Here is a 25,223-nt window from a genome sequence, read left to right as displayed (position 1 = left end):
GATGTGGGCAGCACGCCTGGTTCGACTGGCCCCGTCTTCACAGCCGACCGTGTGACGACGGGGGCCACTCGACGGACTGGGTGGCCGGCGTCGTGGTGCGCGTGGGACGGCGAGGCCACTCGAGTGGTGGGAGTGCACCTGCCGACGGGGCCGGCCAGCTGGGTCCGGAGCTGCGCGAGAGCGCGTGCTGCGTCAGTTCTCGAGCTGCGCGCAAGCGCGTGCTACGTCAGTTCTCCAGCTCCTGGACGACTCGACCGCCGAGCACCTTCTCGATGACGGAGCGGCCGACGTCTCCGGACTGCTCGATGTCCTCGTCGTCGTCGCTCACCGCCGAGTCGTCGGTGACCGGTTGCCGCGGCTGCTCGTCGTCGGTGGGGCGTGAGCCTCCGGCGCGCGAGCGAGCCTGGGCGAACGACTGCCGCACGGCACTCGCTCCCCGCACGGCTGAGTCGGTGGGCACCTCTCCCCCGGCGGACGCACCGGCGGCTTCCGGTGCCGCGGCCCCTGCAGCGGCCGCTCCCGTCCCACCGGACGCGCCGGGCGTCGGCGACTCCCCGGCGGGCGCGGTGGCCCAGTCCGGGGCCGGCCCGGTGGCCGAGCCCCAGCCGGCGTTGTCCTCAAGGGACCGCCCGGAGACCGGGCTCAGGCCGGCATCGGCGAGGGCTGTCGTGCCCCGCGAGCCCGAGGTCGACGAGCCACCGCCGCCCGTCGGGGACGATCCGCCGAAGCCGCCGGCCCCGCTCGCGGCGCTGTCTCGGGAGCCGGCGGACTCATGCCCCGCGCCGGCATCACCCCACGACTGGCGAGGCGCGCCGCCGTCACCGTGCTGGCCCGCGGGCGGACCACCGTCCGGACCGCCTGGAGCGCCCTTGCTCGGAGGGTCGGGAAGGCCGGGCGGCACCACGCCAGGCGGCGGCGCGACCGGGGCCTGCTGCGAGACCGCGTCGACATGGATGCCGTCGACGATGGCGTCGACACCGAGCTCGTCGATGAGGGCCTGCCGGACGATGTCGGCGTGGTTGCCGGCGCGGAAGGTCTGCGTCAGGCCCGCCGTCGCGATGCCGAGGGTCAGCTTCTTGCCGTCGAAGGCCGTGACCTGGGCGTTCTGGGACACGAAGGTCCACGTGATGCGCCGCATCGTGAAGATACGACCGAGCACGTTGGGCCAGGCCCGGCGGATGGCATCGGTGTCCATGCCTCCGGCCGGAGCGCTCTCGGCGCCCGCGCTCGTGGGCGCAGCACTCCCCGCTCCCGGCGCCGAGGCGTTCCCCGACCGTGCCTCGTCGGAGGCACCGGCGAGGTGCTGGTCACCGGCGTGCGACGGGTCGACGGCCGACGGGCCCCCGACGGACTCGTCCGGCGTCATGACGGGCGGCGAGCCGACCTCGGCGCGCACGGCGTCGACGCGACCCGCGTCGCCCGGACCCGCGGGCGGACCGGCCGACCCGGGAGCCCCGGCCGCCTCGGTCTCGACGCCGGAGCTGCGCCCACCCCCGCCCATGCCACCAGCGGCGTGCGAGGCGCCAGCGCCCCCACCGCTCGACGGGGGCGTGTAGTCGGAGACGGTGCGCGGCGGGGCAGACACGGCCGACGGGCCGGACGAGGCCGGGGTGGGAGCGGTCGGCGGGGCCGTGGGCGCGCTCGTCGGCACCCCCACGGGCGGGGCGTCCGCGCGGGCGGCGGTCGGGACCCCGCCGACGTCGAGGCGACGCTCGAGACGATCGAGGCGGGCGGCATACCCCTGCTCGCCGGAGGCGGCCGGGAGGAGGATGCGGGCACAGATGAGCTCGAGCTGGAGGCGGGGCGCGGTGGCGCCGGTCATCTCGGTCAGCCCGGTGTTGACGATGTCGGCCGCACGCGACAGCGCACCCGGGCCGAACGCCGCCTGCTGCACCCGCATGCGCTCGAGCTGGTCCTCGGGCACGCCACGCAGCACCTGGGAGACGCCCTCGGGGATGGCGGCGACGATGATGAGGTCGCGCAGCCGCTCGAGGAGGTCCTCGACGAAGCGACGCGGGTCGTGGCCCGACTCGATGACGCGGTCGATCTGGCGGAAGGTCGCCGCTCCGTCACCGGCAGCCATCGCGTCGACGGTGCTGTCGAGCAGCTCGCCGTCGGTGAAGCCGAGTAGCGACACGGCGCCGTCGTAGGTGAGCCCCTCGGGACCGGAGCCCGCGATGAGCTGGTCGAGGACCGACAGGGAGTCACGGACCGACCCGCCGCCCGCACGCGTGACGAAGCTGAGCACGCCCGGCTGGACGGCCACGTGCTCGGACTCGAGCAGCCGCTCCATGTACGTCGAGAGCTTGGCCGGCGGGACGAGGCGGAACGGGTAGTGGTGCGTGCGCGAGCGGATGGTGCCGATGACCTTCTCGGGCTCGGTCGTCGCGAAGACGAACTTCACGTGCTCCGGGGGCTCCTCGACGATCTTGAGCAGCGCGTTGAAGCCCTGCGGCGTCACCATGTGCGCCTCGTCGATGATGTAGATCTTGAAGCGGCTCTGGGCCGGGCCGTAGCTGGCCCGCTCGCGGAGGTCACGGGCGTCGTCGACGCCACCGTGGCTCGCGGCGTCGATCTCGATGACGTCGACCGAGCCGGAGCCGCCCCGCGCGAGCGCCACGCACGAGTCGCACGTGCCGCACGGGATCGGCGTCGGACCCTGCTCGCAGTTGAGGCAGCGCGCGAGGATGCGCGCGCTCGTCGTCTTGCCACAGCCGCGAGGGCCACTGAAGAGGTAGGCGTGGTTGACCCGACCCGTGCGCAGCGCCTGCATGAGCGGCTCCGTCACGTGCTCCTGGCCGATGACGTCGGCGAAGCTCTCGGGCCGGTAGCGGCGGTACAGGGCGGTGGCCATGCCCGAAACCCTAACGGCCACGACCGACGCCGGGAACGCCGACCGAGCGGCCGTCTCCGGCGGGCGCTCCGGCGCTCGAAAGCGTGAACACCTCCTCACGGACGGCCGGTCGGACGAGCGGGTGTCACCGGGTATGCCTAGGGTCGATTCACCGGTCACGGCGCACGGGGCGCCACGGGCCGGACGGAGGAGGTCACCCATGCCCGACCCGACCTGGGACGCCGACACGATCGTCGCCCGCTACGACGAGGTGCGAGCGCACACCGAGACGCTCGCGTCCCCGCTGTCCCCCGAGGACCAGACCGTCCAGTCGATGCCCGACGTGTCGCCGACGAAGTGGCACCGTGCGCACGTGACGTGGTTCTTCGAGACGTTCGTGCTCGCCGACCACGAGCCGTCGTTCAAGCCCTACCAGGACCAGTACTGGTTCCTCTTCAACAGCTACTACGAGGGTGTGGGGCCGCGCTACGCCCGCGCCGAGCGTGGGTTCATCACCCGCCCGGGCGCCCACGACGTCGGGCTCTACCGCGCCGACGTCGACGCGCGCATGCGCGACCTCGTCACGACCCTCGACGGCGGCTCGCTCGAGAAGCTCACGTCGACGATCGAGCTCGGCTTCCACCACGAGCAGCAGCACCAGGAGCTGCTCCTCATGGACATCAAGCACGTCCTCTCGGTCAACCCTCTCAAGCCGACGTATGCCGGCAGCCCCCTCGCGCCGTCGGCTCCCGACCCGTTGGGCTGGGTCGACGTCGAGGGCGGCCTCGTCGAGGTGGGTCACCGAGGCGGCGGGTTCAGCTTCGACAACGAGCTGCCGCTGCACCAGCAGTGGCTCGAGCCCTACCGCCTCGCCGACCGCCTCGTCACCAACGGCGAGTGGCTCGAGTTCATGGCCGACGGCGGCTACGAGCGCCACGAGCTCTGGCTCTCCGACGGCTGGGGAAAGGTGCGCGCCGAGGGCTGGCGCGCGCCGTTCTACTGGACCGAGGTCGACGGCGCGTGGTTCGAGCACACCCTCAGCGGCACCCGCCCCGTCGACCCGGGCCTCCCGGTGAGCCACGTCAGCCACTACGAGGCCGACGCGTACGCCACGTGGGCCGGCAAGCGGCTGCCCACCGAAGGCGAGTGGGAGCACGCCGTCGTCGCCGACGGCCAGGCGGACGCGACCGCGATCGGCGGCAACCTCGCCGACACCGAGACGTTCCACCCGCGCGCGGCCGGTCCGAGCACCGGGCACCTGCGCCAGGTCTACGGCGACTGCTGGGAGTGGACGACCTCGGCCTACCTCGCCTACCCGGGCTACCACCCGCCGGCCGGCGCCATCGGCGAGTACAACGGCAAGTTCATGTCGGGCCAGATGGTTCTCCGCGGCGGCTGCGCCCTGACCCCTCCCGGTCACGCCCGCGCCACCTACCGCAACTTCTTCCCACCGGGCTCGCGGTGGGCTCTGTCCGGGGTCCGCCTCGCCGACGGGGGTGAGCGCCGATGAGCGCGCGTGAGCCGGTCGTCACCGTCGCGCTCGACCCCGACTGGGCGTCCGGCGCGCTCGTCGACGACGTACGCCGTGGGCTCGGCTCGCAGCCGCGCACCCTGCCACCGAAGTGGCTCTACGACGACGTCGGCTCCGACCTCTTCGACGAGATCACCCGGCTGCCGGAGTACTACCCCACCGAGCGCGAGCGGGCGATCCTGCGCGACCACGCCGCCGACATCGTGGCCGCGTGCGACGCGACGACCGTCGTCGAGCTCGGCAGCGGCACGAGCGACAAGACGCGCACCCTGCTCGACGCCTTCACGACGACCGGGAGCCTCGAGCGCTTCGTCCCGGTCGACGTGTCCGAGCAGACCCTGCGCGACGCGGCGACCATGCTGTCCGAGCGCTACCCGTCGCTGCGCGTCGAGGCCCTCGTCGGCGACTTCACGCTGCACCTCGGGCACCTGCCACGGGGCGGGCGGCGGCTCGTCGCCTTCCTCGGCGGGACCATCGGCAACTTCTACGTCGAGGAGCGGGCCGCCTTCCTCGGTGCCCTCCACGACAGCCTCGAGCCCGGCGACTGGTTCCTGCTCGGCACCGACCTCGTCAAGAGCACCGACCGGCTCATCTCGGCCTACGACGACAGCCGGGGCGTCACGGCGAGCTTCGTGACGAACTGCCTCCGGGTGCTCAACCGCGAGCTCGGCGCCGACTTCGACATCGACGCCTTCTCCTACGTCCCGTTCTGGGACCCCCGGCAGGAGCGGATGGACCTCCGGCTGCGTGCCGACATGCCCCAGCGGGTCACCATCCCGGGCGCCGACCTGACGTTCGACCTGGCGCACGGCGAGGAGATCCGCGTCGAGATCTCGACGAAGTTCCGCCGGGAGAGCCTGCGCGACGAGCTGGGCGCCGCCGGCTTCACGGTCGAGCGCACGTGGACCGACGACGACGGCGACTTCGCCCTGACCCTGGCTCGCCGCGACGACTGAACGAGTGGGTCCGCAGTCGGTCGGCGGCGGGGTCGCGGAGGGGGCCCTCCCGTCGTTTGGCACACTGGGCGCTCCAGTACGACACGACGTAGGAGATCTCCGCATGACCCCTCGCACCCTCTACCGCCGGATCGCCCTCGCGGAGGTCGTGACGTGGGCCCTCCTCCTGATCGGGATGGCGCTCAAGTACGTCACCCGCACGACCGAGCTCGGCGTGAAGGTCTTCGGACTCGTGCACGGCGTCGTCTTCATCGCCTTCTGCCTCGTCACCGTCCTGCTCTGGGTCAACCAGCGCTGGACCGCCCGCGACGGTCTGCTCGGCCTGCTCAGCGCCGTCCCGCCCTTCCTCACCGTCTGGTGGGAGCGGCGCCTCGAGCGGCGCGGCCTCCTCGACGGTGGCTGGCGCCTCGGCCGTGGCGGCGACACCCCGACCACCCCGGCCGAGCGCGTCGTCGCCGCCCTGCTCGCCCGGCCGATGGTCGCCGTCGGCGTCGGCGTCGTCGCGGTGCTCGCCCTGACCGGCGTCGCGCTCGCCGTCGGCCCGCCCGTCGGCTCACAGGGCTGACCCTCGCGACGAGGTGCCCACTCGACCTCGTGGGTCCGTCGGGTGGGCCGGTTCTCCCGATCACGGGATTCGCAGCCGGGCGGCATACGGTGGCTTCCGACAGCTCGGCAGGGTCGACGAAGGGATGGGCACAGATGGGTGTGGTCGCAGTGCTGGCCGGCGAGGTCCGTGCGGAGGGCGTCGGCAAGACGATCGACGAGACGACTCTGCTGCTGCCCACCGACGTCAGCGCCGATCCGGGCGAGTGCATCGTCCTGCGGGGACCCAACGGCTCCGGCAAGACGACCCTGCTGCGCATCATCGGCGGCCTGCTCGCGCCCAGCACGGGCACCGCGACGATCGGCGGACGCGAGGCGGACGAGCGCGACCGGGCGGTGCGTGCCGCCGTCGCGGCCCTGCTCGGCGCCCCGACGACCTACCGCGACCTGACGCTCGTCGACCACCTCGTCCTCATCGACTCGACGTGGGGCGGCGACCCCGCCACGTCGGACGACCGCAGCCTCGCCCTGCTCGACCGGCTCGGCATCGCCCACCTCGACGACCGCTTCCCGCACGAGCTGTCGTCCGGTCAGGAGCAGCTCTTCCGGCTCGCACTGACCTTCTCGCGGCCGGCCAGTGTCGTGCTCCTCGACGAGCCCGAGCAGCGGCTGGACACCGGCAAGCGCCAGGTCGTCGCCGAGCTGATCCGTGAGCGCACCGAGTCCGGCGGCACGGTCGTCATGGCCTGCCACGACCCGGAGCTGACGGCCAGCCTGGCGACCCGCGTCGTCGACATCGTGCCGGCGCGCTGACGCGGACCGACGATGAGCAAGCGCAAGCGGCCCGCCCGCGTCGAGCCCGCACCCGAACCCACGGCTCCGCCCGTGCCCGAGCCGACCAGTGACTCGACGGCCTCCCCGGCACCCGACCCGACGGCATACGACCGGATTGGACACGACGCGACGCACGACGTGCCGGGACCGGCCGAGGTCGACTACGACGACCACGACCTCCTCGGCCAGGCCGACTGGGTCATCGGCGGCGAGGCCGCGCGCAAGGCCCGCCAGCAGGGGCTCTATGCCGGCTACGTCCTCTTCCTCGGGGCGCTCGTCTACGGATTGCCGATCGTCCAGGCGGTCTTCCGCACGTCGGACGCGACCTCCCTCGGTGACCAGCTGCGCTCCCCGGTGGCGATCGCGCTGCTCGTCGCGTCCATCGCGGCACTGCTCGGTGCCGTCGTCTTCGCCGGCCGCTTCCGCGGAGCGGTCGTGCCGCCGATGCCGTGGATCGACCTCGTGCTCCCGGTGCCCGTCGACCGCGCCCTCGCACTACGACGGTGGTGGCGCTACGCCGCGGTCGGCGGTGTGTTCGTCGGCGCGCTCAGCGGCCTCACCATCGGGGCCGGCCTCGCCTTCGCCCACCTCGCCGGGGTCGGGACGCTCATCGTCACGACGCTCGTCGGCACAGCGCTCGGCGTCCTCGCCACGCGGCTCTGGCTCTGGTCGCAGGTGCGCTCCTGGCCGGGCCCGGGCCGCGGCCTCAGCCTGCTCTGGCGGGTGCCCGACGCCCTCCGCGAGCTGCACGCCGAGTCGCTACGGGCCCACTCCGCCAACACCTCGACGATGGCCGGGTCCGCCCTGACGGGCAACCTCCGCACGGCACGGCTCGCCCTGACCCGACCGGTCCGGCACGGCAGGTCGGCCCGCCTCCGTCCCGGCCGCCCGTTCGGGGTGCTCGTGCGCCGCGACGTCCTCGGCCTGCGGCGCACCCCCGGGGCGTTCCTCTCCGGCCTGGGCCTCACGCTGCTCGGCGGCGCGGTCGTCACGTGGGCGTTCACGCAGCCCGCGGCCCCGAGCATCGCGGCGACGATCGGCCTGCTACCGCTCTACCTCGGCTTCGGGTCCTGGGCCGAGGGCCTGCGGCTGCAGGCCGACAACGCCGGCACCCCATCCCTCCTCGGCACCGGCGAGCTGACCGAGGCCGTGGCGCACGTGACCGTCCCGACCGCGCTGACGGTCCTCGTGCTCGGCGGCTGGGTGGGCGTCGCCGGGGCCTTCGGGTCGCTGCCGGTGGGCGCGCCGCTGTCGCTGTGGCTCGTCCTCGTGCTCGTCGTCGCGGGCAACGTGCTGGCGGCGTTCCGCGGCGCCCCCACCTTCATGTTGCGTCCCCAGATGGTGGTCGCCTGGTATGCCGTGCCGGCCCTCTCCGTCGTCGTGCTCGGCTCGCTCGTCGCGGTGCTCACCAAGGCCGCGAACTACACGTGGCTCTCGGTCGTGAGCTGGCTCGTCTACGCCGTGCTCGCGTGGGCGGTCTCGAAGGTCCGGCGCCTGACCTACCTGCACCGGGCCTGAGCGACAACCCGTTCGCCGTCGACGGCGACCACTCGTTAGGTTCGGGGCCATGAGCGAGCTGCGCACGCGTGACGTCGTCGACCCCGACCTCCCCGCCGTCCTGGCCATCCGCAACCGGTCGTTCGGTCCGCTCGGCATGGGCGGCGACGCGTGGTGGCAGCGCGTGTCCGCCGAGACCCTCGGTGGCCGGATGATCGCGGTCGTCGACGAGTCCGACACGGTCCTCGGCGCCGGCCGCATCCGACCCTACGAGCAGGCGTGGGGTGGGCGGCACCTGCAGATGGGCGGCGTGGCCGGCGTCTACGTCGAGCCGAGCGCCCGTGGCCGTGGCGTCGCCACGACCCTGACCCGCGCGCTCATCGCGCGGATGGGCGAGCTGGGCGACGTCGTCTCGTGCCTCTTCCCGACCACCGCGACCCTCTACCGCCGCTCGGGCTACGAGATCGGGGGCGTGCAGACGCGGATGACGTATGCCGCCCACCACCTCCGCGAGCTCGGCCCCTCGCGTGCCGTGCGGGCTGCGACGACCGGCCTGCGCCCCGCGGTGCCGGGCGACGCACAGCAGATGCACGACCTCGCCCGCGCGTCGAGCGCCCGGCACGGGGTCAGCGGACCGATGGTGCGGTCGGTGGAGGCGCTCACGGGGATGCTCGAGCGCGACGAGCTCATCGCGTACGTCGTCGACGGCGGCTTCGTCGTCTACGACCTGTCCGAGCAGGCAGTCACGGTCGAGGAGCTCGTCGCGACGACGCCCGAGGCCGCGGCGACGCTGTGGGGTGTCGTGGGGTCGGGGTCGTCCGCCGCTCCGACCGTGCACACCTTCCTCGACCCGCGCGATCCCGTGACCCTCGCGCTCGGCGGGCTGCCGGCGGTAGAGGTCCAGCAGATCCCGTGGATGGCCCGGGTCGTCGACCTCGAGGCGGCGTTCGGGGCGCGGGGGTTCGGCCGGCACACCTCGGTCGAGGTCGACCTCCTCGTCGAGGACCCCGACGCGCCCGCCAACGCCGGCCGGTGGAGCCTGTCGGTCCGCGACGGCCGGGGCGCTGCGACGCGCACCGACGACGCCCCGGTTCGCGGTGATGCCGACACCCACGTGGCGGACGGGATCACCTCGAACGCGCTGCGGGTCGAGGCGCGAGGGCTGGCGGCGCTGTGGTGCGGCTGGTCCGTGTCCCGCCTGCGCCAGACCGGCCTCGCCTCCGGGGGCAGCCCCGACGGCGACGCCGCACTCGACGCCGTCTTCGCCGGCCAGCCGTTCATCACCGAGTACTTCTGACACCCGGCCCACCCCGTCGAGTGGCCCCGTCGTCACACCCGTCGCTGTGACGGGTGCGAGCTCTGGGACCACGCGGCCACTCGAGTGAACGCTTCGCACCAGTCGAGCGAGCGCGAGGTCCCGAGCGCGTGTGACGGTTGGGACGGCGCGGCCACTCGAGTGGGGCTGCGCGCTCACTCGAGCGAGCGCCCGACACAGTCGAGTGGCCCCGTCGTCACACCCGTCGCTGTGACGGGTGCGAGCTCTGGGACCACGCGGCCACTCGAGTGAACGCTTCGCACCAGTCGAGCGAGCGCGAGGTCCCGAGCGCGTGTGACGGTTGGGACGGCGCGGCCACTCGAGTGGGGCTGCGCGCTCACTCGAGCGGGTGGGCGGGGTCAGTCGGTGGGCGGGGTCAGTCGGTGGTCGAGGTGGTCGCGGTGGTGGCGGGGCTGGCGGTGGTGGCGGCGCGGTCGGGCTCGCGGACGGCGGGGAGGGCGAGCAGGGCGACGACCGCCATGGCCCCGACGACGAGCAGCGAGTGCAGCACGCCGACGTGGTCACCGAGGAAGCCGAGCAGCGGCGGTCCGGCGAGGAAGGCGGTGTAGCCGATCGTCGAGACGACGCTCATCCGGGCGGCGGCCCGCTTGGGGTCGTCCGCCGCGGCGCTCATGCCGACCGGGAAGCCGAGGCTCGCGCCGACGCCCCAGATCGCAGCACCGACGAAGGCCAGCACCGGGCCGCCGTACACGACGAGGAGGCAGCCGACGACGGCGGAGACGAAGAGGACCCGGAGCACCGGGACGCGCCCCCGCTCGTCGAGCACCCGGGTGCCGAGCAGGCGGCCGGCCGTCATCGCCGTGAGGAAGACGGCGAAACCGACGACGCCGACCCACCGCTCGAGGCCGTAGCCGTCGGAGAGGGCGACGGCGACCCAGTCGTTCGCGGTGCCCTCGGTGAAGGCCGCTGCGAGCACGACGACGCCGATGAGCAGCGTCCGCGGCTCGCGCCAGGCCGCGCCGATCCCTGCTCCCGAGCGCACCTCGGCTCCGGACTCGTCCGTCTCGACCGACCGGGGCAGGAAGGCCCGCAGGAACCAGGGGGTCACGACGAGCAGCAGCACGACGATGCCGGCGAGGTGAACGGCGACCGGCACGTGGAGGAACGACAGCCCCGCACCGACGAGGGCACTCACGACCGTGCCACCGCTGAAGGCCGCGTGGAAGTGCGGCATGATCGCGCGGCCGAGGAATCGCTCGACCTCGGCGCCCTCGAGGTTCATCGCGACGTCGAAGACCCCGGTGCCGATGCCGACGAACACGAGACCGGCCATGACGACACCGCGGTTGTGGGCGACGTCGACGCCGAGGCCGACGCCGAGCAGCCCGACGCTCTGGACGACGGCGGCACCCAGCACGGTGCGGGCGGCGCCGAGGCGATGGACGATCCAGCCCGACAGCGGCAGCCCGATGACGGAGCCGAGCGACGCGGCGAGCAGCGTCAGGCCGAGCTGTCCGGCCGAGAGCCCGAGCTCGTGCTTGATGTCCGGGACGCGCGAGGCGAACGCCGCGAAGGCGGCTCCGTTGATCGCGAAGGCCGTGAAGACGGCGGTTCGGGCCGTGCGGACGACGGCGGCCGGCGGGGCACTGACGGCGGACATGACAGCAAGCCTCTCAAGGACGACGGCCGTCGGGGGGTGGTGCTGCGGGCAGGCCGTCCGGCGGCCGGCCGCCTCGACGGCGGTGTGACGATGGGTTCAACGGTGGATCACGGCGCGGGCCGAGGGGTGAGGTCGGGCCTGCCTCGCCTTCGAATCGATTCGACTCGAAACGTTTCGATAGCATGCCTCCCATGGTCACCCGAGGTCAAGCCCGCCCGACGCTGCGCGATGTCGCCGAGCGCGCCGGGGTGTCGGTGTCGACGGCCTCCCTCGTCTTCAGCGGCAAGGGTCCGGTCGCGGAGGCCACGGGCGACCGCGTCCGCGCCGCCGCGGCCGAGCTCGGCTTCACCGGCCCCAACCCCCTCGCCTCGTCGCTGCGCCAGGGCCGCTCCGGCGCGATCGGCGTCCTCGTCGAGGGCCGCCTGCGAATGGCCTTCCGCGACCCCTTCGCCATCGCCGTCCTCGACGGCCTCGCCGAGGTGCTCGAGACCGTGCCCACGGGGATGCTGCTCATCGGGCAGCCCACGGGCGCAGGCGAGTCCGTCGTCCCACAGCTCGCACCGCTCGCGCTCGACGCCGTCGTCTTCTCACTGTGCGGGCCGGGCGAGAACCCGGCCGTCGAGCACCTCGCGGCGCGCGGCATCCCCATGTTCAGCACCGGCGTGCCGGGCGACGGGCGCATCACCCAGGTGCGGGTCGACGAGCGGGCCGCGGGCGTGGCCATCGCCGAGCACGTGCGCTCGCTCGGGCACCGCCGCGTCGCCCACGTCGCCATGCCGATGCTCCCGACGAGCGAGGCCGGACCGGTCCCCGACTCCGAGGTGCGCCCGGGCGAGGCCAACGTCCCGAGCGTGGGCCGGCTGCTCGGCTTCCGTGACGTCTTCGGGGCGAACGCCCCCGCGGTCCAGACCGGGGACGGCTCGTCGTTCGAGGGCGGCCGGATCGCCGGTCGGGCGCTGCTCGACGTGCCCGAGGACGAGCGACCCACCGCGATCGTCACCCAGTCCGACGTCATCGCCGCCGGCGTCATCGTCGCCGCGGAGGAGCTCGGCCTGCGCGTGCCCGACGACCTCAGCGTCACCGGCTTCGACGGCGTCGACCTCCCCTGGCTGCCGCACCGGATCACGACGATGGACCAGCGGGGTCGCGAGAAGGGCCGCATCCTCGGCACGCTCGTGCGCAAGCGCCTCGACGGCACGCGCCCCCGGAGCGTGACCCAGCCGGTCGACCTGCGGGTCGGCACGACCACCGCTCCCCCGGCCTGACCGAGCACCAGGGCCACGGGCGCGGAGGGAAAAGGGACACCCCGCGTACCTGGAAGAGCTCTCCTACCCTTGCTGCATTCCTGCCCTGGGGGAGTTCGGAGAGGTACCACCACGCGGGGTGCCGACGGCCAGTGTATGCCGCCCCCGACGTCAGCCGGAAATCGCCCCTCCCGCGGTGGCCGGGCTCGCGGTCGACACCTGCTCGACCTCGCGGACACCGTTGACGTGCGGCGGCAGCCGCCGCTCGACGACGAGCGAGATGACGGCGAGCAGGACGCATCCGCCGACGAGGAAGCCGATGTAGACGAGGCCCAGGTCGCGCCCGATGAGGAAGCTCGCGACGACCGGTCCGACGACGAAGGCGATCGAGAACATGAGCGAGCTGAGCGCGTTGTAGCGGCCCCGCAGGTGGTCCGGGGCGAGGTCGTTGACCATGGCGGCGCTCGTCGGCTGCAGCATCGTCTCGCCGAGACCGAAGACCCCGGCGCACGCGCACAGCAGCACCGTGGCCGTGACCGTGCCCGGCACGAGCGACGTCGCCCCGAGCAGGGTCCAGGCCACCATCCACGTGAACGCCATGACGACGGTGACCCGCGTGCGACGCCGCCCCTCGATGCGTTGGAGCACGAAGAGCTGGAGCAGCACGATGACGACGGTGTTGGCCGCGAACGCGTAGCCGAGCCCCTCGGTCGAGACCTCTCCCACGGCCCGCGCGAAGGCCGGCATACCGGCGTTGAGCTGTGGGTAGCTGACGAGCGCGGCGACCCCGACGAGGAGCAGCAGGGCCCGCAGCCGGGGGTCGCGCAGCAGCGCGACATAGGAGACCGCCTCGGACCCGTCGTCAGCCGGCCGGGCGACCCGGTCGCGGGCGTGGCGCAGCGGGACGAGGAGGATGACGAGCCCCGGCACGTAGCTGAGGGCGTCGAGCAGGTAGACCGCGACGAACGTGCCCGGCCGCGACACGTCGACGAAGCGCCCACCGACGATGCCACCGATGCCGATGCCGAGGTTGAGCAGCGTGAAGTTGATGCCGAAGTAGCGCTGCCGCTGCCCGCTCGGGATGAGACTGCCGATGAGCGCGCTCGACGCCGGCCACACGATGCCGAAGCCGTAGCCCATGAGCACGAGCGCGACGGCGGCCTGCCCCGTCGTCGTGGCGAGCGCCAGCACGACGTCGGCGAGCAGCAGCGCGACGAGGCTGCTCGCGTAGACGCGCCGCGGACCGATGCGGTCGATGAGCGCGCCCGCCGGAGCGACGAGCACGATGCCGACGCCGGCCTGCAGCGCGAGCAGCAGGCCCACGGTCTCGAGCGGGATGCCGCGCACCTCGTGGAGGTAGACGACCATGAACGGCAGGACGAGACCCGTGCCGATCGACTGGAAGACGACGGTCGAGATGAGCAGCTTGCCCTCGCGCGGCAGGTCGTGCCAGAACGAGGACAGCGGCGGTCGGGCGGCACTGGTCGAGCTCACCGGGGCAGTCTGCCGTGCCCCACCGACAGCCGTCGCACGCTTTTCGGGGACCTTCGACTCTGGCGCGCACCCCCGCCCGCGGCGAGCGTGGAAGCACCGAAGGAGGTCGCCATGTCGACCCTGCAGCAGCACCCCCAGACCTCGTCCCCGCACCCGGCCCGAGGCCCCGTGAGCCCGTGGGCCCTCGGGCTCGGGATCGGCGGGCTCCTCGTCGCGGCGGCCACGTTCGTCGTCGCGAACCCGGACGCCGCGGGCGTCTGCTGGACGGCCGGCTTCGCCCTGCTCTTCGCCGCCCTCGTCGTGGTCGTCGTCGGCCTCGTCCACGCCCGCGGCGACCGCCTCAGCGTCCTGCCGACGAGCACCGCGGGCTGGGTCGCACTGACCTGCTTCGTCGCCGGCGCCGCCCTGATCTTCACGCCCCTCGCCGAGATCAGCCTCGCCCTCGGCCTCTTCGCCGCGGCCGCCGGCGTCAGCGCCGTGTCCATATCGCGGGAACGCTCGCTGCCGGTGATCATGCTGCCGCTCCTCGGCGGCACGTTCGTGCTGGCCTTCCTGCTGGGCGAGCTGCTCATCGGGCACGAGTGAGACGACACGGCTCGCGTATGCGTGCAGCTCGCTGACGGGGCCTCTCGGCCCTTCGTCCGGGCTGGGTGACCCGCCCGTCGGGTCGGTCTCCTGCCCCTCGGGTCTGGTTTCGTGCCCGCTCGGCCGGGGACACCACCGCCCGCGGGGACGGGGGAACCGTCGCCGCGGCGCCGGCGGGCCGCTCGTTCCTCGCGGGGTCGCGGCCCCGCGGCTCCTCCCGAATCCGAAGGACTCCGTCACATGACAGCGGCCCCCATCGCGCTGGGCGCGATGGGGGCCGCTGTCATGTGGCGGAGGATGGGGGATTTGAACCCCCGAGGGTTTTATCCCAACACGATTTCCAATCGTGCGCACTAGGCCACTATGCGAATCCTCCGTCGCGCAGGCTACCGGAGGCGGACCCCGCACAAGAAATCGGGCTCCCCCGGCGCCCTGCGCGACCCCGGAGCACAATCACCCCATGGCCCTCCCGCGCCGGTCCCGCTCGACACCGACGTCGCCTGGATCCACGGCGCACCGTCCCGGCGACGGCGGCACGACCCCCCGCTCCAGGTGCACCACCTCGCCCCCGGCACCGTCCTGATCCGGCAGAGCAAGGACCTCACCTTCGAGGCCCCGTTCATCCTGCTGCTCCTCGGCGAGCGCCGCGCCCTGCTCCTCGACACCGGCGCGGTCGACGGGACGACCCTGCGCCACGCCGTCGACGGTCTCGTCGCGGACCACCTGGCCGCGCAGACGGAGCAGGCCCCGCCGAACGCGTACGAGCTCGTCGTCGCCCACACGCACGACCACGGCGACCACGTCGCCGGCGACGCAGCCTTCGCCGACCGGCCGCACACGACCGTCATCGGCCACGACCTCGCGAGCGTGTGCGGCTTCTTCGGCATCAGCGACTGGCCGACCCAGGTCGTGACCCTCGACCTCGGCGGGCGCCCGCTCGAGGTCCTCGGCATCCCCGGACACCAGGCCGCCTCGATCGCGCTCCACGACCCGACCACCGGGCTGCTCCACACGGGCGACACGGTCTACCCCGGCCGCATCTACGTCGAGGACTCCGCCGCCCTGCTCGACACCCTCGACCGCCTCGTCGCCCTCGCCGAGGACCGCCGCGTCGGCCACGTCCTTGGCTGCCACGTCGAGATGACGCGGAGCCCCGGTCGCGACTACCCGCTCGGCGCGCGATACCAGCCCGACGAACCGTCCCCCTTCATGACCGTCGCGCAGCTGCGCGCCGCGCGCGACGCCTTCCGCACCGTGGCGCACCGTCCCGGCATCCACCGTTTCGACGACGTCGTCTTCTGCATCGGCGAGGGCCCCCGTGTCCTCGTCCCGCTCCAGGCCCGGGCCCTCCTCGAGCAGGTCCGCTGGCGGCTCGGGCTGCGCCGCCGCCGAACGACTCCCTGAGACCGGATTGCGGGCGGGGACCCAAGCGTCTGACGCTCACATGATCGCCGTGGACCGACTCGCCCGATGCGTGCCCCCTGCGACGAGTGAAAAAACCGATCGCCACACGTAGGCCGCAATGAGCACGACCACGAGAATCGCCATGGCCCCCAGACCGAGTCGGAGTCCACTGGAGACGCCCGACCGGCCTAGCAGCAACACAACGGACACGATCTGCCCGAGCGCCGCCCAGAGAGACAGCAGGCCGCCGAGCATGAGGCCACCGATGGTGCCCTCGTTCCCGTCCTTGAAGGTGAGGTAGGCGACGGGCGCCAGCAGTACGAGGAAGCCGAGGAACAGGTTCACCCCGACCAGCTGCGCAGCGGGGAACTGTGGCAGGAGCTGAGATAGCTGCCCGCTGGCACCAGCTACTGCCGCGACCAGCGCGCCCGCCGCTCCGATATTGGACGCCCAGCTCTCGTTGAACTTCCAGTCGCTTCCGGCCCTGAGGTGCCTTCCCATGCGGACGTCGTTGTGTTGGGCACGCAAGACGGCGAACAACAACGCGAAAATGATGAGGGCGGCCGCGAGGCCGCCCCAGATCGGCTTCAAGAGCACCCACAGCGCCACGCTTCGACGAATGCCGAATGTCGTCTTGGCCACCGGATCCGCAGTTGCCGCATCCTCAACCACGAGCAACCCTGACGCAGGATCAGACGGCCTCACCTCCATGGTGAGCGGCACCGCGAGGACCTGCCCCATGACAACTCGATGAGTCGGAGGGTTCGTTACTACCGGTCTCTCTGTTCCGTCGGGCATGAATGCGCGTACGCGGACTTGCTGCGCGTCTAGTCCGCTGTTGCTGAGCACGATGGAAGCGGTAGCGGTGGCGACCGGGTTGCCGTACTCCAAGAAGTCTGAGCTCTTCACCTTGAACGTGACCCCGTCGGAGTCCAAGATGACCAGCTGCGGCGTGGTGGGGGCATCGGCAGCGGCCGCTCCGTCGATGACGGCCGGAGCGATGAGACCGATGCCGACCGCGGCCAAGAAAAGGAAAACTTGTCGCCGTCGCCCGAACCTTCGCGCCATGCAACGACGTTAGGACCCCCTCACCTCCTCCGGGTTGAGTTCGCAAATGATCCGTCCGACGTCCTGAGACCGGATTGCCCCGCGCCGACGACGCCTGAAACCATCACGTCCATGTCCCTCGCCGCACTCCACCGCCGCAACCTGCTCAAGGAGATCGACCTGACGCCCGACGAGTTCCGGGCGCTGCTCGACCTCGCCGCCGAGCTCAAGGCCGCCAAGCGCGAGGGCCGCGAGGAGCGACACCTCACCGGCAAGAACATCGCGCTGCTCTTCGCGAAGACCTCGACCCGCACCCGGTGCGCCTTCGAGGTGGCCGCGGCCGACCAGGGCGCCAGCACGACCTACCTCGACCCGATCGGCTCGCAGATGGGCCACAAGGAGTCGGCCAAGGACACCGCCCGCGTGCTCGGCCGCTTCTACGACGGCATCGAGTACCGGGGTGCGGGCCACGACGTCATCGAGACGCTCGGCGCCTTCGCCGGCGTCCCCGTGTGGAACGGCCTCACCGACGACTGGCACCCGACGCAGTCCCTCTGCGACGCCCTGACGATGCGCGAGCACGCGGGCAAGCCCGACGAGCAGATCGCGTACGCCTACGTCGGGGACGCCCGCTTCAACATGGGCAACTCGCTCCTCGTCACCGGGGCCCTGCTCGGCATGGACGTACGCATCGTGGCGCCGCAGTCGCTGTGGCCGTCCGACGCCGTCATCGCCGTCGCGAGGAGGTATGCCGCCGAGACCGGTGCGCGGCTCACCCTCACCGAGGACGTGGCCGAGGGGGTGCGCGGCGTCGACTTCGTCCACACCGACGTGTGGGTGTCGATGGGTGAGCCCAAGGAGGTGTGGGCCGACCGCATCGAGATGCTCACGCCTTACCAGGTCAACGCGGAGCTCCTTGCGCTGACAGGGAATCCGGCTGTGAAGTTCATGCACTGCCTTCCCGCCTTCCACGACCTCGAGACGCAGGTCGGGATGGACGTCCACGAGCAGTTCGGGCTCAAGGAGCTCGAGGTCACCGACGACGTCTTCGAGTCCGACGCCTCGGTCGTCTTCGACCAGGCCGAGAACCGCATGCACACGATCAAGGCCCTCATGGTCGCGACGCTGGTGCAGCTCTGACGGCGAGGGTCCCAGCGGCCTCCCAGCCTCCCGTCGCCTGACGTTCACCGGTTCGAGGTGGTGCCGTTCGGTCGCGGCGCGGGAGAACTCGGTCATGAACCTCTCTCGCACCCCAGCCCTCGCGGCCGTCGCCGCCGCGCTTGTCGTCCTTTCCGCTGCCACGGCCGCCACCGCCGCGGACGTGCCCGGCCAGGACAAGGACGGCCACTACCGCTTCGCCGTCATCGGTGACGTGCCCTACGGCGACGCCCAGGTCGCGGCCTTCCCGACGTGGGTCGACCAGATCAACGCGACCCCCGACCTCTCCTTCACCATCCACGTCGGCGACATCAAGAACGGCTCGTCGGCGTGCACCAACGAGTACTTCTCGATGGTCCGCACGCAGTTCGACCGCTTCACCATGCCGCTCGTCTACACGCCCGGCGACAACGAGTGGACCGACTGCCACCGCACCAACAACGGCACCTACGACCCCCTCGAGCGCCTCGCCGCCGTCCGGTCGACCTTCTTCCCCCGCGCGGGCCACACGCTCGGCGCCGACCTGACCGTCGCGTCGCAGGCGGCCGCCGGCTTCCCCGAGAACGTCTCGTTCCGGCGTCAGGGCGTCGACATCGCGACCCTGCACGTCGTCGGCAGCAACAACGGCCTGCTCCCCTGGCCCGAGCTGGGCTTCACCGCACCCACGGCGCAGCAGGTCGCCGAGGAGCAGGCGCGCATGGACAACGCCGTGGCACAGGTCCGCTCGGCCTTCGCCGGAGCCCGCCAGCGCCACGACCGGGCCGTCGCGCTCTTCCTCCAGGCCGACATGTTCGACCCGACGTACGCGGTGACGTGGTCGGACAACTCCGCCTTTCAACCGCTCGTGCGCGAGCTCGTCGCCCAGTCGGACGCCTTCGACGGCGAGGTCTACCTCTTCAACGGCGACAGCCACGTCTACAACTCCGACCGACCGCTCGCGTCAGGGTCGCGGTGGCTCGACTTCTACGGCGTCGAGGGCTCGGCCGACAACCTCACCCGCGTCACGGTCGACGGCTCGAGCAACAACACGGACTTCCTCGAGGTCACCGTCAACCGCCCGGGCGCCGAGCACGTGCTGTCCTGGCAGCGCATCCCCTACGCGCCCTGACCGGGCGGGACACCAGCCACGGCGTGAGTATGCCGTCCGGCGCAGACCGCGCCGGACGGCATACTCACGCTCGGGTCACTGCTGGACGGTGATCGTCGGGCACTGGCGCAGCGTCTGGGTGGGCGTCGCGACGACCGGCACCGGGCCGAAGCTCTTCCACGCCGCACCCACGACGAGGTCGACCGTGTCACCCTTGCGCTTGTCGTTGACGTAGACGGCCTTCGGCACGTGCGTCTTGACGAGGCGGGCCGAGGCCGCACCCTCGGGTCCGAAGCGGATCTGCGCGACCTGCTTGACGCCCGCGTCCTTCGGGTCGTTGCCGACGGCCTTGACCGAGAAACCGCGGTCGGCCGCAGCCTTGGCGACCGCCGCGGCCAGTCCCTTGCGCGCCGTCGAGTTGTAGACGTTGAGGCTCACGTCGGCCGGACGCAGCGGGGCGACCGGCACCTCCGTCGTGCACGGCCCCGGCGTCGGGGTCGTGTCGCGGAAGTAGGTCGAGGCGTAGTAGAACGCGCCCGCCAGGCTCAGCAGGACGACCGCGATGACGATCGTCGACCGGCGCTGGCGCCGCACCCGGTAGGTGCGGTCGTCCTCGTCAACGACCTCCGACATCACCGCTCCTTCGTCCGTCGGCCCGCGTGGTCGGGCAGCCCTGTGTCAGGAGAGTACGAGGACTCGGGCATGAAGGACAGGACGCTGCTGCAGCGCGGCGCGCAGTGCCCGGTGCAGCCCGTCCTCGAGGTAGAGCTCGCCCTCCCACTCGACACAGTGCGGGAAGAGGTCACCGTAGAAGGTGGAGTCGTCGGCGAGCAGGCCGCGCAGGTCGAGCGTGCTCTTGGTGGTGATGAGCTCGCCGAGCTGCACCACCCGAGGCGGGACGTTCGACCAGTCCTTGGTCGTCTCGAGTCCATGGTCTGGGTACGGGCGCGAGTCGCCGACGGCCTTGAAAATCACCGGGTCAGCATAGGCGTCGAACGTGGACGACCGGCCACTAGAGTTCGAAGCGTGACCGAGACTGCAGCCTCAGGAGCCCAGGGAGCCGGCGACACGGGCCAGATCGACGAGATCCGGGCCGGCTACGCGTTCGAGGGAGGCGTGCTCAAGCTCGGCGCCGCGGTCGTCGGCGGGCAGGCCCACGCCGACGCCCCCGTGCAGATCCCGCTCAGCGTCCTCAACCGTCACGGGCTCGTCGCGGGCGCGACCGGCACGGGCAAGACGAAGACGCTCCAGCTCATGGCGGAGCAGCTGTCCGACCAGGGCGTCCCCGTCTTCCTCGCGGACATGAAGGGTGACCTCTCGGGTCTCGCGACGCCCGGCGAGGGCGGCGACAAGATCACCAGCCGCGCGGCCGACGTCGGCATGCCGTGGACGGCGACGGCATACCCCACGGAGTTCTACTCGCTCGGCGGCAAGGGCGACGGCATCGCGATCCGCGCCACGATCACGAGCTTCGGCCCGACCCTGCTGAGCAAGGTCCTCGGCCTCAACGACACCCAGGAGAGCAGCCTCGGGCTGATCTTCCACTACGCCGACAAGAACGGCCTCGCGCTCCTCGACCTCAAGGACCTCCGCGCCGTCATCAGCCACCTGACGTCCGACGAGGGCAAGGCCGACCTCAAGGACCTCGGCGGCCTCTCGAGCGCGACGGCCGGCGTCATCCTGCGCAACCTCATCACCTTCGAGGACCAGGGCGCCGGCGCCTTCTTCGGCGAGCCCGAGTTCGAGACGAGCGACCTGCTGCGCACCGCCGCCGACGGCAAGGGGATCATCTCCTGCCTCGAGCTGCCCCAGGTGCAGGACCGCCCGCAGCTCTTCTCGACGTTCCTCATGTGGATGCTCGCCGACCTCTTCCACGACCTTCCGGAGGAGGGCGACGTCGACAAGCCGAAGCTCGTCTTCTTCTTCGACGAGGCGCACCTGCTCTTCAACGACGCGAGCAAGGCGTTCCTGCAGGCCATCGAGCAGACGGTCCGGCTCATCCGCTCCAAGGGCGTCGGCGTCTTCTTCGTCACGCAGTCGCCCAAGGACGTCCCGTCGGGCGTCCTCGCCCAGCTCGGCAACCGCGTCCAGCACGCGCTGCGCGCCTTCACCCCCGACGACGCCAAGGCGCTCAAGCAGGCCATCGCCACCTACCCGCACACGGCGTACGACATGGAGAAGCTTCTCACGAGCCTCGGCATCGGCGAGGCCGTCGTCACGGTGCTGTCGGACAAGGGCGTGCCCACGCCCGTCGCGTGGACCCGGATGAAGGCCCCCAACTCCCTCATGGACCCCTCGTCGCCCGCGACGATGGACGCCGTCATCGCCGCGTCGCAGCTCAAGACGAAGTATGCCGACGTCGTCGACCGCGAGTCCGCCTACGAGAAGCTGACGGCGAGGTTGCAGGCGGCTCCCGCGGCGCCGGCCGCGCCCACCCCTGCACCGGCCCCGGCTCCCGCTCCCGCGGCGAAGCGCGCCCCCAAGGAGGAGCCGGGCCTCATCGCGCAGGTCGCCGGCAGCTCGGCGTTCAAGTCGATGCTGCGGTCGGCCGGCACCGTCATCGGCCGCGAGATCACCCGCAGCATCTTCGGCACGCGCAAACGCTGACCCCACCGGCTCCCAGCCCGGGGCGCCTCGACCGTTCGTGGGTCGGGGCGCCCTGTCGCTCCTACGCGTCGAACTCGACGTCGTCGAGGTCACCGTCGACGTCGGCGAAGTAGCTGATGATGCGGATGTCCGGCTCGTCGAGCACCTGCAGGACGAGCTGGCGCAGCTGGATGACCTGACCGGTGTCGAGACGGATCCGCTTGGTGCGGCCCCGGGTCGGGTCGCTGTCGTGCCGCTCCCACCACTCGACGGTGTCCGGGTTCGTCTTGAAGATCTCGTCGAGGATCCGCTTGAACGACGGGTCGTCGGGGTGCCGTGCGTACGCCTCGCGGAAGAGCGCGAGCTGGTCGGCCGCCTCCTGCTCCCAGTCGACGAAGAGGCTCCGGGCCGCCGGGTCGCAGCAGTAGAACCACAGCAGGTTGCGCTCGCGCTTGTTGCGCTTGCTCTCCCAGTCCGTGAAGAGCTGGCAGGCCGTGTGGTTCGCGCCCAGCACGTCCCAGCGGGCACCGACGACGTAGGCCGGGTTCGGGTCGATCGAGTCGAGCAGCTCCTCGAGCTCCTCGGTCAGCTCCTCCGGCGCCTGCGGCCGGCGCGACGGGGTGCCCGTCGCGAGCGCGTGCAGGTGGGAGCGTCCGTCGGCGTTGAGCTTGAGGGCGCGGGCGAGGCCGTCGATGACGCTCTTGCTCGGACGCAGGTCGCGGCCGCGCTCGATGATGTCGTAGTAGGCCACGGAGATGTTGGCGAGCTCGGCCACCTCGGTGCGGCTGAGGCCCACCCGGCGCCGACCCTTGGCCCGCTTGATGCCGACCTCCTCCGGGGCCAGCTCGTGCCGGCGCGCGCGAAGGAACTCGCCCAGGGGGGAGGGGGTGCGCACGCTGAGGGGGACGTCCGTGGTCATGGCGCACATCCTGCCAGTGGCCGGGCCCACCGATGACGTATGCCGTCCGCCGCGAGCGGTGCGGACGGCATACGTGGGTGCCGGGTGGCGAAGGGGCGTGCCCGGTCCGGGCACGCCCCTGCCTCGGTGACCCGACGGGTCACGTCTGGTCCGGTCAGTGGTTGGCCATGAAGTACGGCTGCGCCCAGCCGAGGTAGTTCTGGCCCCATCGGCTCTCGATGGTGGCGATGGTGGTCTTGTCGATGCGCCCGTTGACGTCGATGTCGTTGGACATGAAGTAGCCACCACCGATGGAGATCATCACGTGGCCGGCTCCGCCGTTGCTGAAGAACGCGAGGCCTCCGGCCGGGACGCTGCGGTCACCGCCGTGGCGGTAGGTGGACGGGATCTGGGTCCAGTGGTTGTAGGCCGTCGTCGACCCGCTGTGGCTCCAGCCGTACGCGTTGGCGACGAACCGGTCGCAGAGGCCCGAGTACGTCGAGGCGTCGTTGAGGGCCGAGTCGTACTTCCCGTCCATGCCGATGGCCCACGTGACGGCCGCCGAGCACGACCGCGGGTTGCCGAAGCTGTTCTTGCAGGACTCGGCCGAGACGAACGCCTCCACGTCGTGGGACGCGTTGTTGTTCTTCAGCGTGGCGTTGAGGTCGGCCTCGGCGCCGGCGGCGAACTGCTGGTAGGTGCCGCCGAAGTCGGAGTTGTAGTGGACCCGGACGGCCTTGCCGGTGCGGTTCCACACCGAGGCCGCGTTGTTCTTGATGCACTGCCCGTAGCCGTTGCGACCCGAGGTGCGGAACGTGTAGCAGCTGGCCGGGTCGGTACCGTAGTCACCGAGGTCGGTCGCGGCGTGGTCGGAGATCGAGCCGACGTTGCCGCTGTTGTAGTAGAAGCAGAACTCGCCCGACTCGCAGACGCCGTTGCGGGCGGTCGCGGCCTGGGCGGGCGATGCCGTGAGCAGCGTCGCGACGACGCTGCACAGCAGGGCCAGCACCGCGCCGGCGGCCCTGGCGGGACGTGTTGTCGTGGTCATGCACTCTTTCCCTTGTGATGGCGCAGGATCTCCCTGACGCATGCCTGACGTACGACGAGCAGCGTCCAGCGGGCTCCTACATCCGATCTACACCGCGTCCCGCGGCGGCCAGGGTTGCCCGATGTAGGCCGGGCTTAGACGGGCCCCGGAGGCTGTCAGGGTGCCGGCCCACCAGGGCGCGCACCCCACTGCACAGCTCGGAGGAGACATGCCACAGCACCCCGGACGCCTCGGCTCGGCCGGAGCCGCCTTGGCGTTGGCGATCAGCGGACTGACCTCGCTCGCCGGCGCCACCCCCGCGCACGCCGCCGACCGCAACGGCGTCTGCGAGACCGGCGAGTTCTGCTACTACTACAACAGCGACCACGCGGGCTCCGTCTCCGACTTCACCTCGTCCGTCGCCGACTACGGCACCGACCAGCCGGGCTGCTACGACTTCAAGACCTCGGGCCTGGCGGGCTACGGCCAGTGCATCAAGAACAACGCCGCGTCCGTGTGGAACCGCAGCAGCGACAAGGTGCAGGTCTTCTACAACTCCGACTACGGCGGCGCTGTCCAGGAGATCGCCGCCGGAGCCAAGGTCAACCTCAGCTCGGCCTTGAAGAACCAGAACGCCTCACACCGCTTCGTCTCAGGCACACCGGTCCCGTCGTCGGCGCCCAGCTACTACGTCTCCAACCAGGACACGGCGTGGGCCAACGCCAAGGGCTGTGCCATGGGCGACGCCGACGAGGCGCAGGCCGGCACCCAGACGAGGGTCGTCGTGCTCGACTTCGGCCGGCTCAACCACGACGCCGACGGCGTCTGGCGCCTGTCCTACTTCAGCGGCACCGACCGCACGCCCGCCTCCGCGGGCGCCCTCGCGGTGGCGATGGGCAAGGGCTACGACAGCTGCGTCGGGGCCGACACGTCGTCACTGCTGCGGATCGGCCTCGGCACGAACAACTCGTCGGGCACCATCACGTCGGCCGCCGGCAAGGTCATGGCGCAGGCTGCGCTCGACGCCGATGCCGGCCTTGCCGCCTTCCCGCAGGCGACCGTCTGGGGCGCCAACGACTTCGAGGCTTGGGGCGCCGACTCGACCGCGAACGCCAAGGCCCGCAGCTGGGTCGACGGCTACAACAGTGTCGCCGGCGCCCGGCCCCTCGTGAACTACGGCAGCGCCGACGGCTGCCCGAGCTCGTCCATCCCGACGGACGGCAGCTGCAACGCCGGGCTCAACGCGTACACGATCTGGTACGTCTCCACCCAGGGCGCCGCCCGGCCGCTCCCGGAGATCTACACGCCGACGGGCACGCAGGCCAAGCAGTGGAAGTACCTCTCGCTCTACTCCGTCGTCAACAAGGGCTTCAAGCTCACCTTCCCCGGAGTGATGTCCCAGGCGGGTGCGTGCGCGCAGTCCGGCGGCTGCCCCGGCACGGACAACTCGCCGTCCGCGTCGTGGTCCCAGCTCGACGACCAGGTGGACTCGGACAGCCGCACGGCGACGAACCCCGGCAACCCGACGAACATCTACTGGCAGTGACCGGGCCGTGACGGGAC

The 25,223-nt window shown here is 71.8% G+C and carries 21 protein-coding genes, 1 tRNA gene and 1 other RNA gene; 13 read left to right on the top strand and 10 right to left on the bottom strand.

Going from position 1 to position 25,223, the window contains the following annotated elements; genetic code table 11:
* Window positions 1-226 precede the first annotated feature (226 nt).
* Window positions 227-2,854 (bottom strand): DNA polymerase III subunit gamma and tau, encoded by a 2,628-nt coding sequence (locus ACSSS0_RS13960; RefSeq protein ID WP_487228456.1) that lies wholly within the window; start codon window positions 2,852-2,854, stop codon window positions 227-229.
* A gap of 199 nt (window positions 2,855-3,053) precedes the next feature.
* On the opposite strand from ACSSS0_RS13960, the gene egtB reads away from it, so the two are divergent.
* The 6 genes from egtB (at window position 3,054) to ACSSS0_RS13930 (ending at window position 9,491) form a co-directional block, all read left to right on the top strand.
* Window positions 3,054-4,343: an ergothioneine biosynthesis protein EgtB gene (egtB, locus tag ACSSS0_RS13955; protein ID WP_487228455.1), complete on the top strand. Its 1,290-nt coding sequence runs from the start codon at window positions 3,054-3,056 to the stop codon at window positions 4,341-4,343.
* The gene (gene egtD, locus ACSSS0_RS13950) at window positions 4,340-5,320 is read left to right on the top strand and encodes an L-histidine N(alpha)-methyltransferase (RefSeq protein ID WP_487228454.1); all 981 of its coding nucleotides are present in this window, start codon (window positions 4,340-4,342) and stop codon (window positions 5,318-5,320) included. The genes egtB and egtD overlap by 4 nt, the downstream gene beginning before the upstream one ends.
* A 103-nt stretch (window positions 5,321-5,423) precedes the next feature.
* On the top strand, window positions 5,424-5,885 hold the full coding sequence (locus ACSSS0_RS13945; RefSeq protein ID WP_487228453.1) for a DUF3817 domain-containing protein: 462 nt from the start codon (window positions 5,424-5,426) through the stop codon (window positions 5,883-5,885).
* Between the two features lie 134 nt (window positions 5,886-6,019).
* A complete protein-coding gene (locus tag ACSSS0_RS13940; RefSeq protein WP_487228452.1) occupies window positions 6,020-6,676 on the top strand; it encodes an ABC transporter ATP-binding protein in 657 nt (218 codons plus the stop codon).
* 12 nt (window positions 6,677-6,688) lie between these two features.
* Complete coding sequence (locus ACSSS0_RS13935; protein WP_487228451.1) at window positions 6,689-8,215, top strand: hypothetical protein; 1,527 nt, start codon at window positions 6,689-6,691, stop codon at window positions 8,213-8,215.
* A gap of 49 nt (window positions 8,216-8,264) precedes the next feature.
* Complete coding sequence (locus tag ACSSS0_RS13930; RefSeq protein WP_487228450.1) at window positions 8,265-9,491, top strand: GNAT family N-acetyltransferase; 1,227 nt, start codon at window positions 8,265-8,267, stop codon at window positions 9,489-9,491.
* A 394-nt stretch (window positions 9,492-9,885) separates the two neighbouring features.
* Here the strand turns inward: ACSSS0_RS13930 and ACSSS0_RS13925 are convergent, their stop codons facing one another.
* Entirely contained in the window at window positions 9,886-11,130 is a 1,245-nt protein-coding gene (locus ACSSS0_RS13925) for an MFS transporter (protein ID WP_487228449.1), read from the bottom strand.
* Between the two features lie 191 nt (window positions 11,131-11,321).
* On the opposite strand from ACSSS0_RS13925, the gene ACSSS0_RS13920 reads away from it, so the two are divergent.
* Window positions 11,322-12,395: a substrate-binding domain-containing protein gene (locus ACSSS0_RS13920; RefSeq protein ID WP_487228448.1), complete on the top strand. Its 1,074-nt coding sequence runs from the start codon at window positions 11,322-11,324 to the stop codon at window positions 12,393-12,395.
* A gap of 29 nt (window positions 12,396-12,424) precedes the next feature.
* Here the strand turns inward: ACSSS0_RS13920 and ffs are convergent.
* Together ffs and ACSSS0_RS13910 are read right to left on the bottom strand one after the other, a co-directional pair.
* An RNA gene (ffs, locus tag ACSSS0_RS13915) (signal recognition particle sRNA small type) lies at window positions 12,425-12,521 on the bottom strand.
* Window positions 12,522-12,545: 24 nt separating this feature from the next.
* The gene (locus tag ACSSS0_RS13910; protein ID WP_487228447.1) at window positions 12,546-13,868 is read right to left on the bottom strand and encodes an MFS transporter; all 1,323 of its coding nucleotides are present in this window, start codon (window positions 13,866-13,868) and stop codon (window positions 12,546-12,548) included.
* Between the two features lie 111 nt (window positions 13,869-13,979).
* Between ACSSS0_RS13910 and ACSSS0_RS13905 the strand changes: the two genes are divergently transcribed.
* Window positions 13,980-14,453 (top strand): hypothetical protein, encoded by a 474-nt coding sequence (locus tag ACSSS0_RS13905; protein WP_487228446.1) that lies wholly within the window; start codon window positions 13,980-13,982, stop codon window positions 14,451-14,453.
* 288 nt (window positions 14,454-14,741) lie between these two features.
* Here ACSSS0_RS13905 and ACSSS0_RS13900 read toward each other — a convergent pair.
* Window positions 14,742-14,829 (bottom strand) — tRNA-Ser (locus ACSSS0_RS13900).
* Window positions 14,830-15,005: 176 nt separating this feature from the next.
* Between ACSSS0_RS13900 and ACSSS0_RS13895 the strand changes: the two genes are divergently transcribed.
* The gene (locus tag ACSSS0_RS13895; RefSeq protein WP_487228445.1) at window positions 15,006-15,857 is read left to right on the top strand and encodes an MBL fold metallo-hydrolase; all 852 of its coding nucleotides are present in this window, start codon (window positions 15,006-15,008) and stop codon (window positions 15,855-15,857) included.
* A gap of 36 nt (window positions 15,858-15,893) precedes the next feature.
* Here the strand turns inward: ACSSS0_RS13895 and ACSSS0_RS13890 are convergent, their stop codons facing one another.
* On the bottom strand, window positions 15,894-16,925 hold the full coding sequence (locus ACSSS0_RS13890) for a hypothetical protein (protein ID WP_487228444.1): 1,032 nt from the start codon (window positions 16,923-16,925) through the stop codon (window positions 15,894-15,896).
* 111 nt (window positions 16,926-17,036) lie between these two features.
* On the opposite strand from ACSSS0_RS13890, the gene argF reads away from it, so the two are divergent.
* Complete coding sequence (gene argF / locus ACSSS0_RS13885) at window positions 17,037-18,044, top strand: ornithine carbamoyltransferase (protein ID WP_487228443.1); 1,008 nt, start codon at window positions 17,037-17,039, stop codon at window positions 18,042-18,044.
* Window positions 18,045-18,138: 94 nt separating this feature from the next.
* The gene (locus tag ACSSS0_RS13880) at window positions 18,139-19,170 is read left to right on the top strand and encodes a metallophosphoesterase (protein WP_487228442.1); all 1,032 of its coding nucleotides are present in this window, start codon (window positions 18,139-18,141) and stop codon (window positions 19,168-19,170) included.
* A 75-nt stretch (window positions 19,171-19,245) separates the two neighbouring features.
* On the opposite strand, the gene ACSSS0_RS13875 is transcribed toward ACSSS0_RS13880, so the two are convergent.
* Window positions 19,246-19,782 (bottom strand): LytR C-terminal domain-containing protein, encoded by a 537-nt coding sequence (locus tag ACSSS0_RS13875; protein WP_435987350.1) that lies wholly within the window; start codon window positions 19,780-19,782, stop codon window positions 19,246-19,248.
* Window positions 19,783-19,827: 45 nt separating this feature from the next.
* Window positions 19,828-20,124 (bottom strand): type II toxin-antitoxin system VapB family antitoxin, encoded by a 297-nt coding sequence (locus ACSSS0_RS13870; protein WP_020145941.1) that lies wholly within the window; start codon window positions 20,122-20,124, stop codon window positions 19,828-19,830.
* A gap of 51 nt (window positions 20,125-20,175) precedes the next feature.
* Between ACSSS0_RS13870 and ACSSS0_RS13865 the strand changes: the two genes are divergently transcribed.
* Entirely contained in the window at window positions 20,176-21,756 is a 1,581-nt protein-coding gene (locus tag ACSSS0_RS13865; protein ID WP_487228441.1) for a helicase HerA-like domain-containing protein, read from the top strand.
* A 61-nt stretch (window positions 21,757-21,817) separates the two neighbouring features.
* On the opposite strand, the gene ACSSS0_RS13860 is transcribed toward ACSSS0_RS13865, so the two are convergent.
* Window positions 21,818-22,654 carry a helix-turn-helix transcriptional regulator gene (locus ACSSS0_RS13860; protein ID WP_487228440.1) on the bottom strand — a complete coding sequence of 279 codons (837 nt, stop codon included), beginning with the start codon at window positions 22,652-22,654 and terminating at the stop codon, window positions 21,818-21,820.
* A 154-nt stretch (window positions 22,655-22,808) separates the two neighbouring features.
* Complete coding sequence (locus ACSSS0_RS13855; RefSeq protein WP_487228439.1) at window positions 22,809-23,681, bottom strand: peptidase inhibitor family I36 protein; 873 nt, start codon at window positions 23,679-23,681, stop codon at window positions 22,809-22,811.
* Between the two features lie 208 nt (window positions 23,682-23,889).
* Between ACSSS0_RS13855 and ACSSS0_RS13850 the strand changes: the two genes are divergently transcribed.
* Window positions 23,890-25,206, top strand: a complete 1,317-nt coding sequence (locus tag ACSSS0_RS13850) for a peptidase inhibitor family I36 protein (RefSeq protein WP_487228438.1) — start codon at window positions 23,890-23,892, stop codon at window positions 25,204-25,206.
* Window positions 25,207-25,223: the final 17 nt, after the last annotated feature.

The sequence above is a fragment of the Terrabacter sp. R4-6 genome (assembly GCF_057529065.1).
The sequence above is the reverse complement of the archived record's forward strand: the minus strand, read 5'-3'. Positions and strand labels throughout refer to the sequence as shown.

Excerpts from the sequence above, each read along its gene's own strand:
- ACSSS0_RS13875 (WP_435987350.1), bottom strand. The coding sequence starts at position 19,782 with ATGTCGGAGGTCGTTGACGAGGACGACCGCACCTACCGGGTGCGGCGC.
- egtB (WP_487228455.1), top strand. The coding sequence starts at position 3,054 with ATGCCCGACCCGACCTGGGACGCCGACACGATCGTCGCCCGCTACGAC.
- ACSSS0_RS13905 (WP_487228446.1), top strand. The coding sequence starts at position 13,980 with ATGTCGACCCTGCAGCAGCACCCCCAGACCTCGTCCCCGCACCCGGCC.
- ACSSS0_RS13850 (WP_487228438.1), top strand. The coding sequence starts at position 23,890 with ATGCCACAGCACCCCGGACGCCTCGGCTCGGCCGGAGCCGCCTTGGCG.
- argF (WP_487228443.1), top strand. The coding sequence starts at position 17,037 with ATGTCCCTCGCCGCACTCCACCGCCGCAACCTGCTCAAGGAGATCGAC.
- ACSSS0_RS13935 (WP_487228451.1), top strand. The coding sequence starts at position 6,689 with ATGAGCAAGCGCAAGCGGCCCGCCCGCGTCGAGCCCGCACCCGAACCC.
- ACSSS0_RS13855 (WP_487228439.1), bottom strand. The coding sequence starts at position 23,681 with ATGACCACGACAACACGTCCCGCCAGGGCCGCCGGCGCGGTGCTGGCC.
- egtD (WP_487228454.1), top strand. The coding sequence starts at position 4,340 with ATGAGCGCGCGTGAGCCGGTCGTCACCGTCGCGCTCGACCCCGACTGG.
- ACSSS0_RS13940 (WP_487228452.1), top strand. The coding sequence starts at position 6,020 with ATGGGTGTGGTCGCAGTGCTGGCCGGCGAGGTCCGTGCGGAGGGCGTC.
- ACSSS0_RS13945 (WP_487228453.1), top strand. The coding sequence starts at position 5,424 with ATGACCCCTCGCACCCTCTACCGCCGGATCGCCCTCGCGGAGGTCGTG.
- ACSSS0_RS13860 (WP_487228440.1), bottom strand. The coding sequence starts at position 22,654 with ATGACCACGGACGTCCCCCTCAGCGTGCGCACCCCCTCCCCCCTGGGC.
- ACSSS0_RS13920 (WP_487228448.1), top strand. The coding sequence starts at position 11,322 with ATGGTCACCCGAGGTCAAGCCCGCCCGACGCTGCGCGATGTCGCCGAG.
- ACSSS0_RS13930 (WP_487228450.1), top strand. The coding sequence starts at position 8,265 with ATGAGCGAGCTGCGCACGCGTGACGTCGTCGACCCCGACCTCCCCGCC.
- ACSSS0_RS13960 (WP_487228456.1), bottom strand. The coding sequence starts at position 2,854 with ATGGCCACCGCCCTGTACCGCCGCTACCGGCCCGAGAGCTTCGCCGAC.
- ACSSS0_RS13880 (WP_487228442.1), top strand. The coding sequence starts at position 18,139 with ATGAACCTCTCTCGCACCCCAGCCCTCGCGGCCGTCGCCGCCGCGCTT.
- ACSSS0_RS13890 (WP_487228444.1), bottom strand. The coding sequence starts at position 16,925 with ATGGCGCGAAGGTTCGGGCGACGGCGACAAGTTTTCCTTTTCTTGGCC.
- ACSSS0_RS13925 (WP_487228449.1), bottom strand. The coding sequence starts at position 11,130 with ATGTCCGCCGTCAGTGCCCCGCCGGCCGCCGTCGTCCGCACGGCCCGA.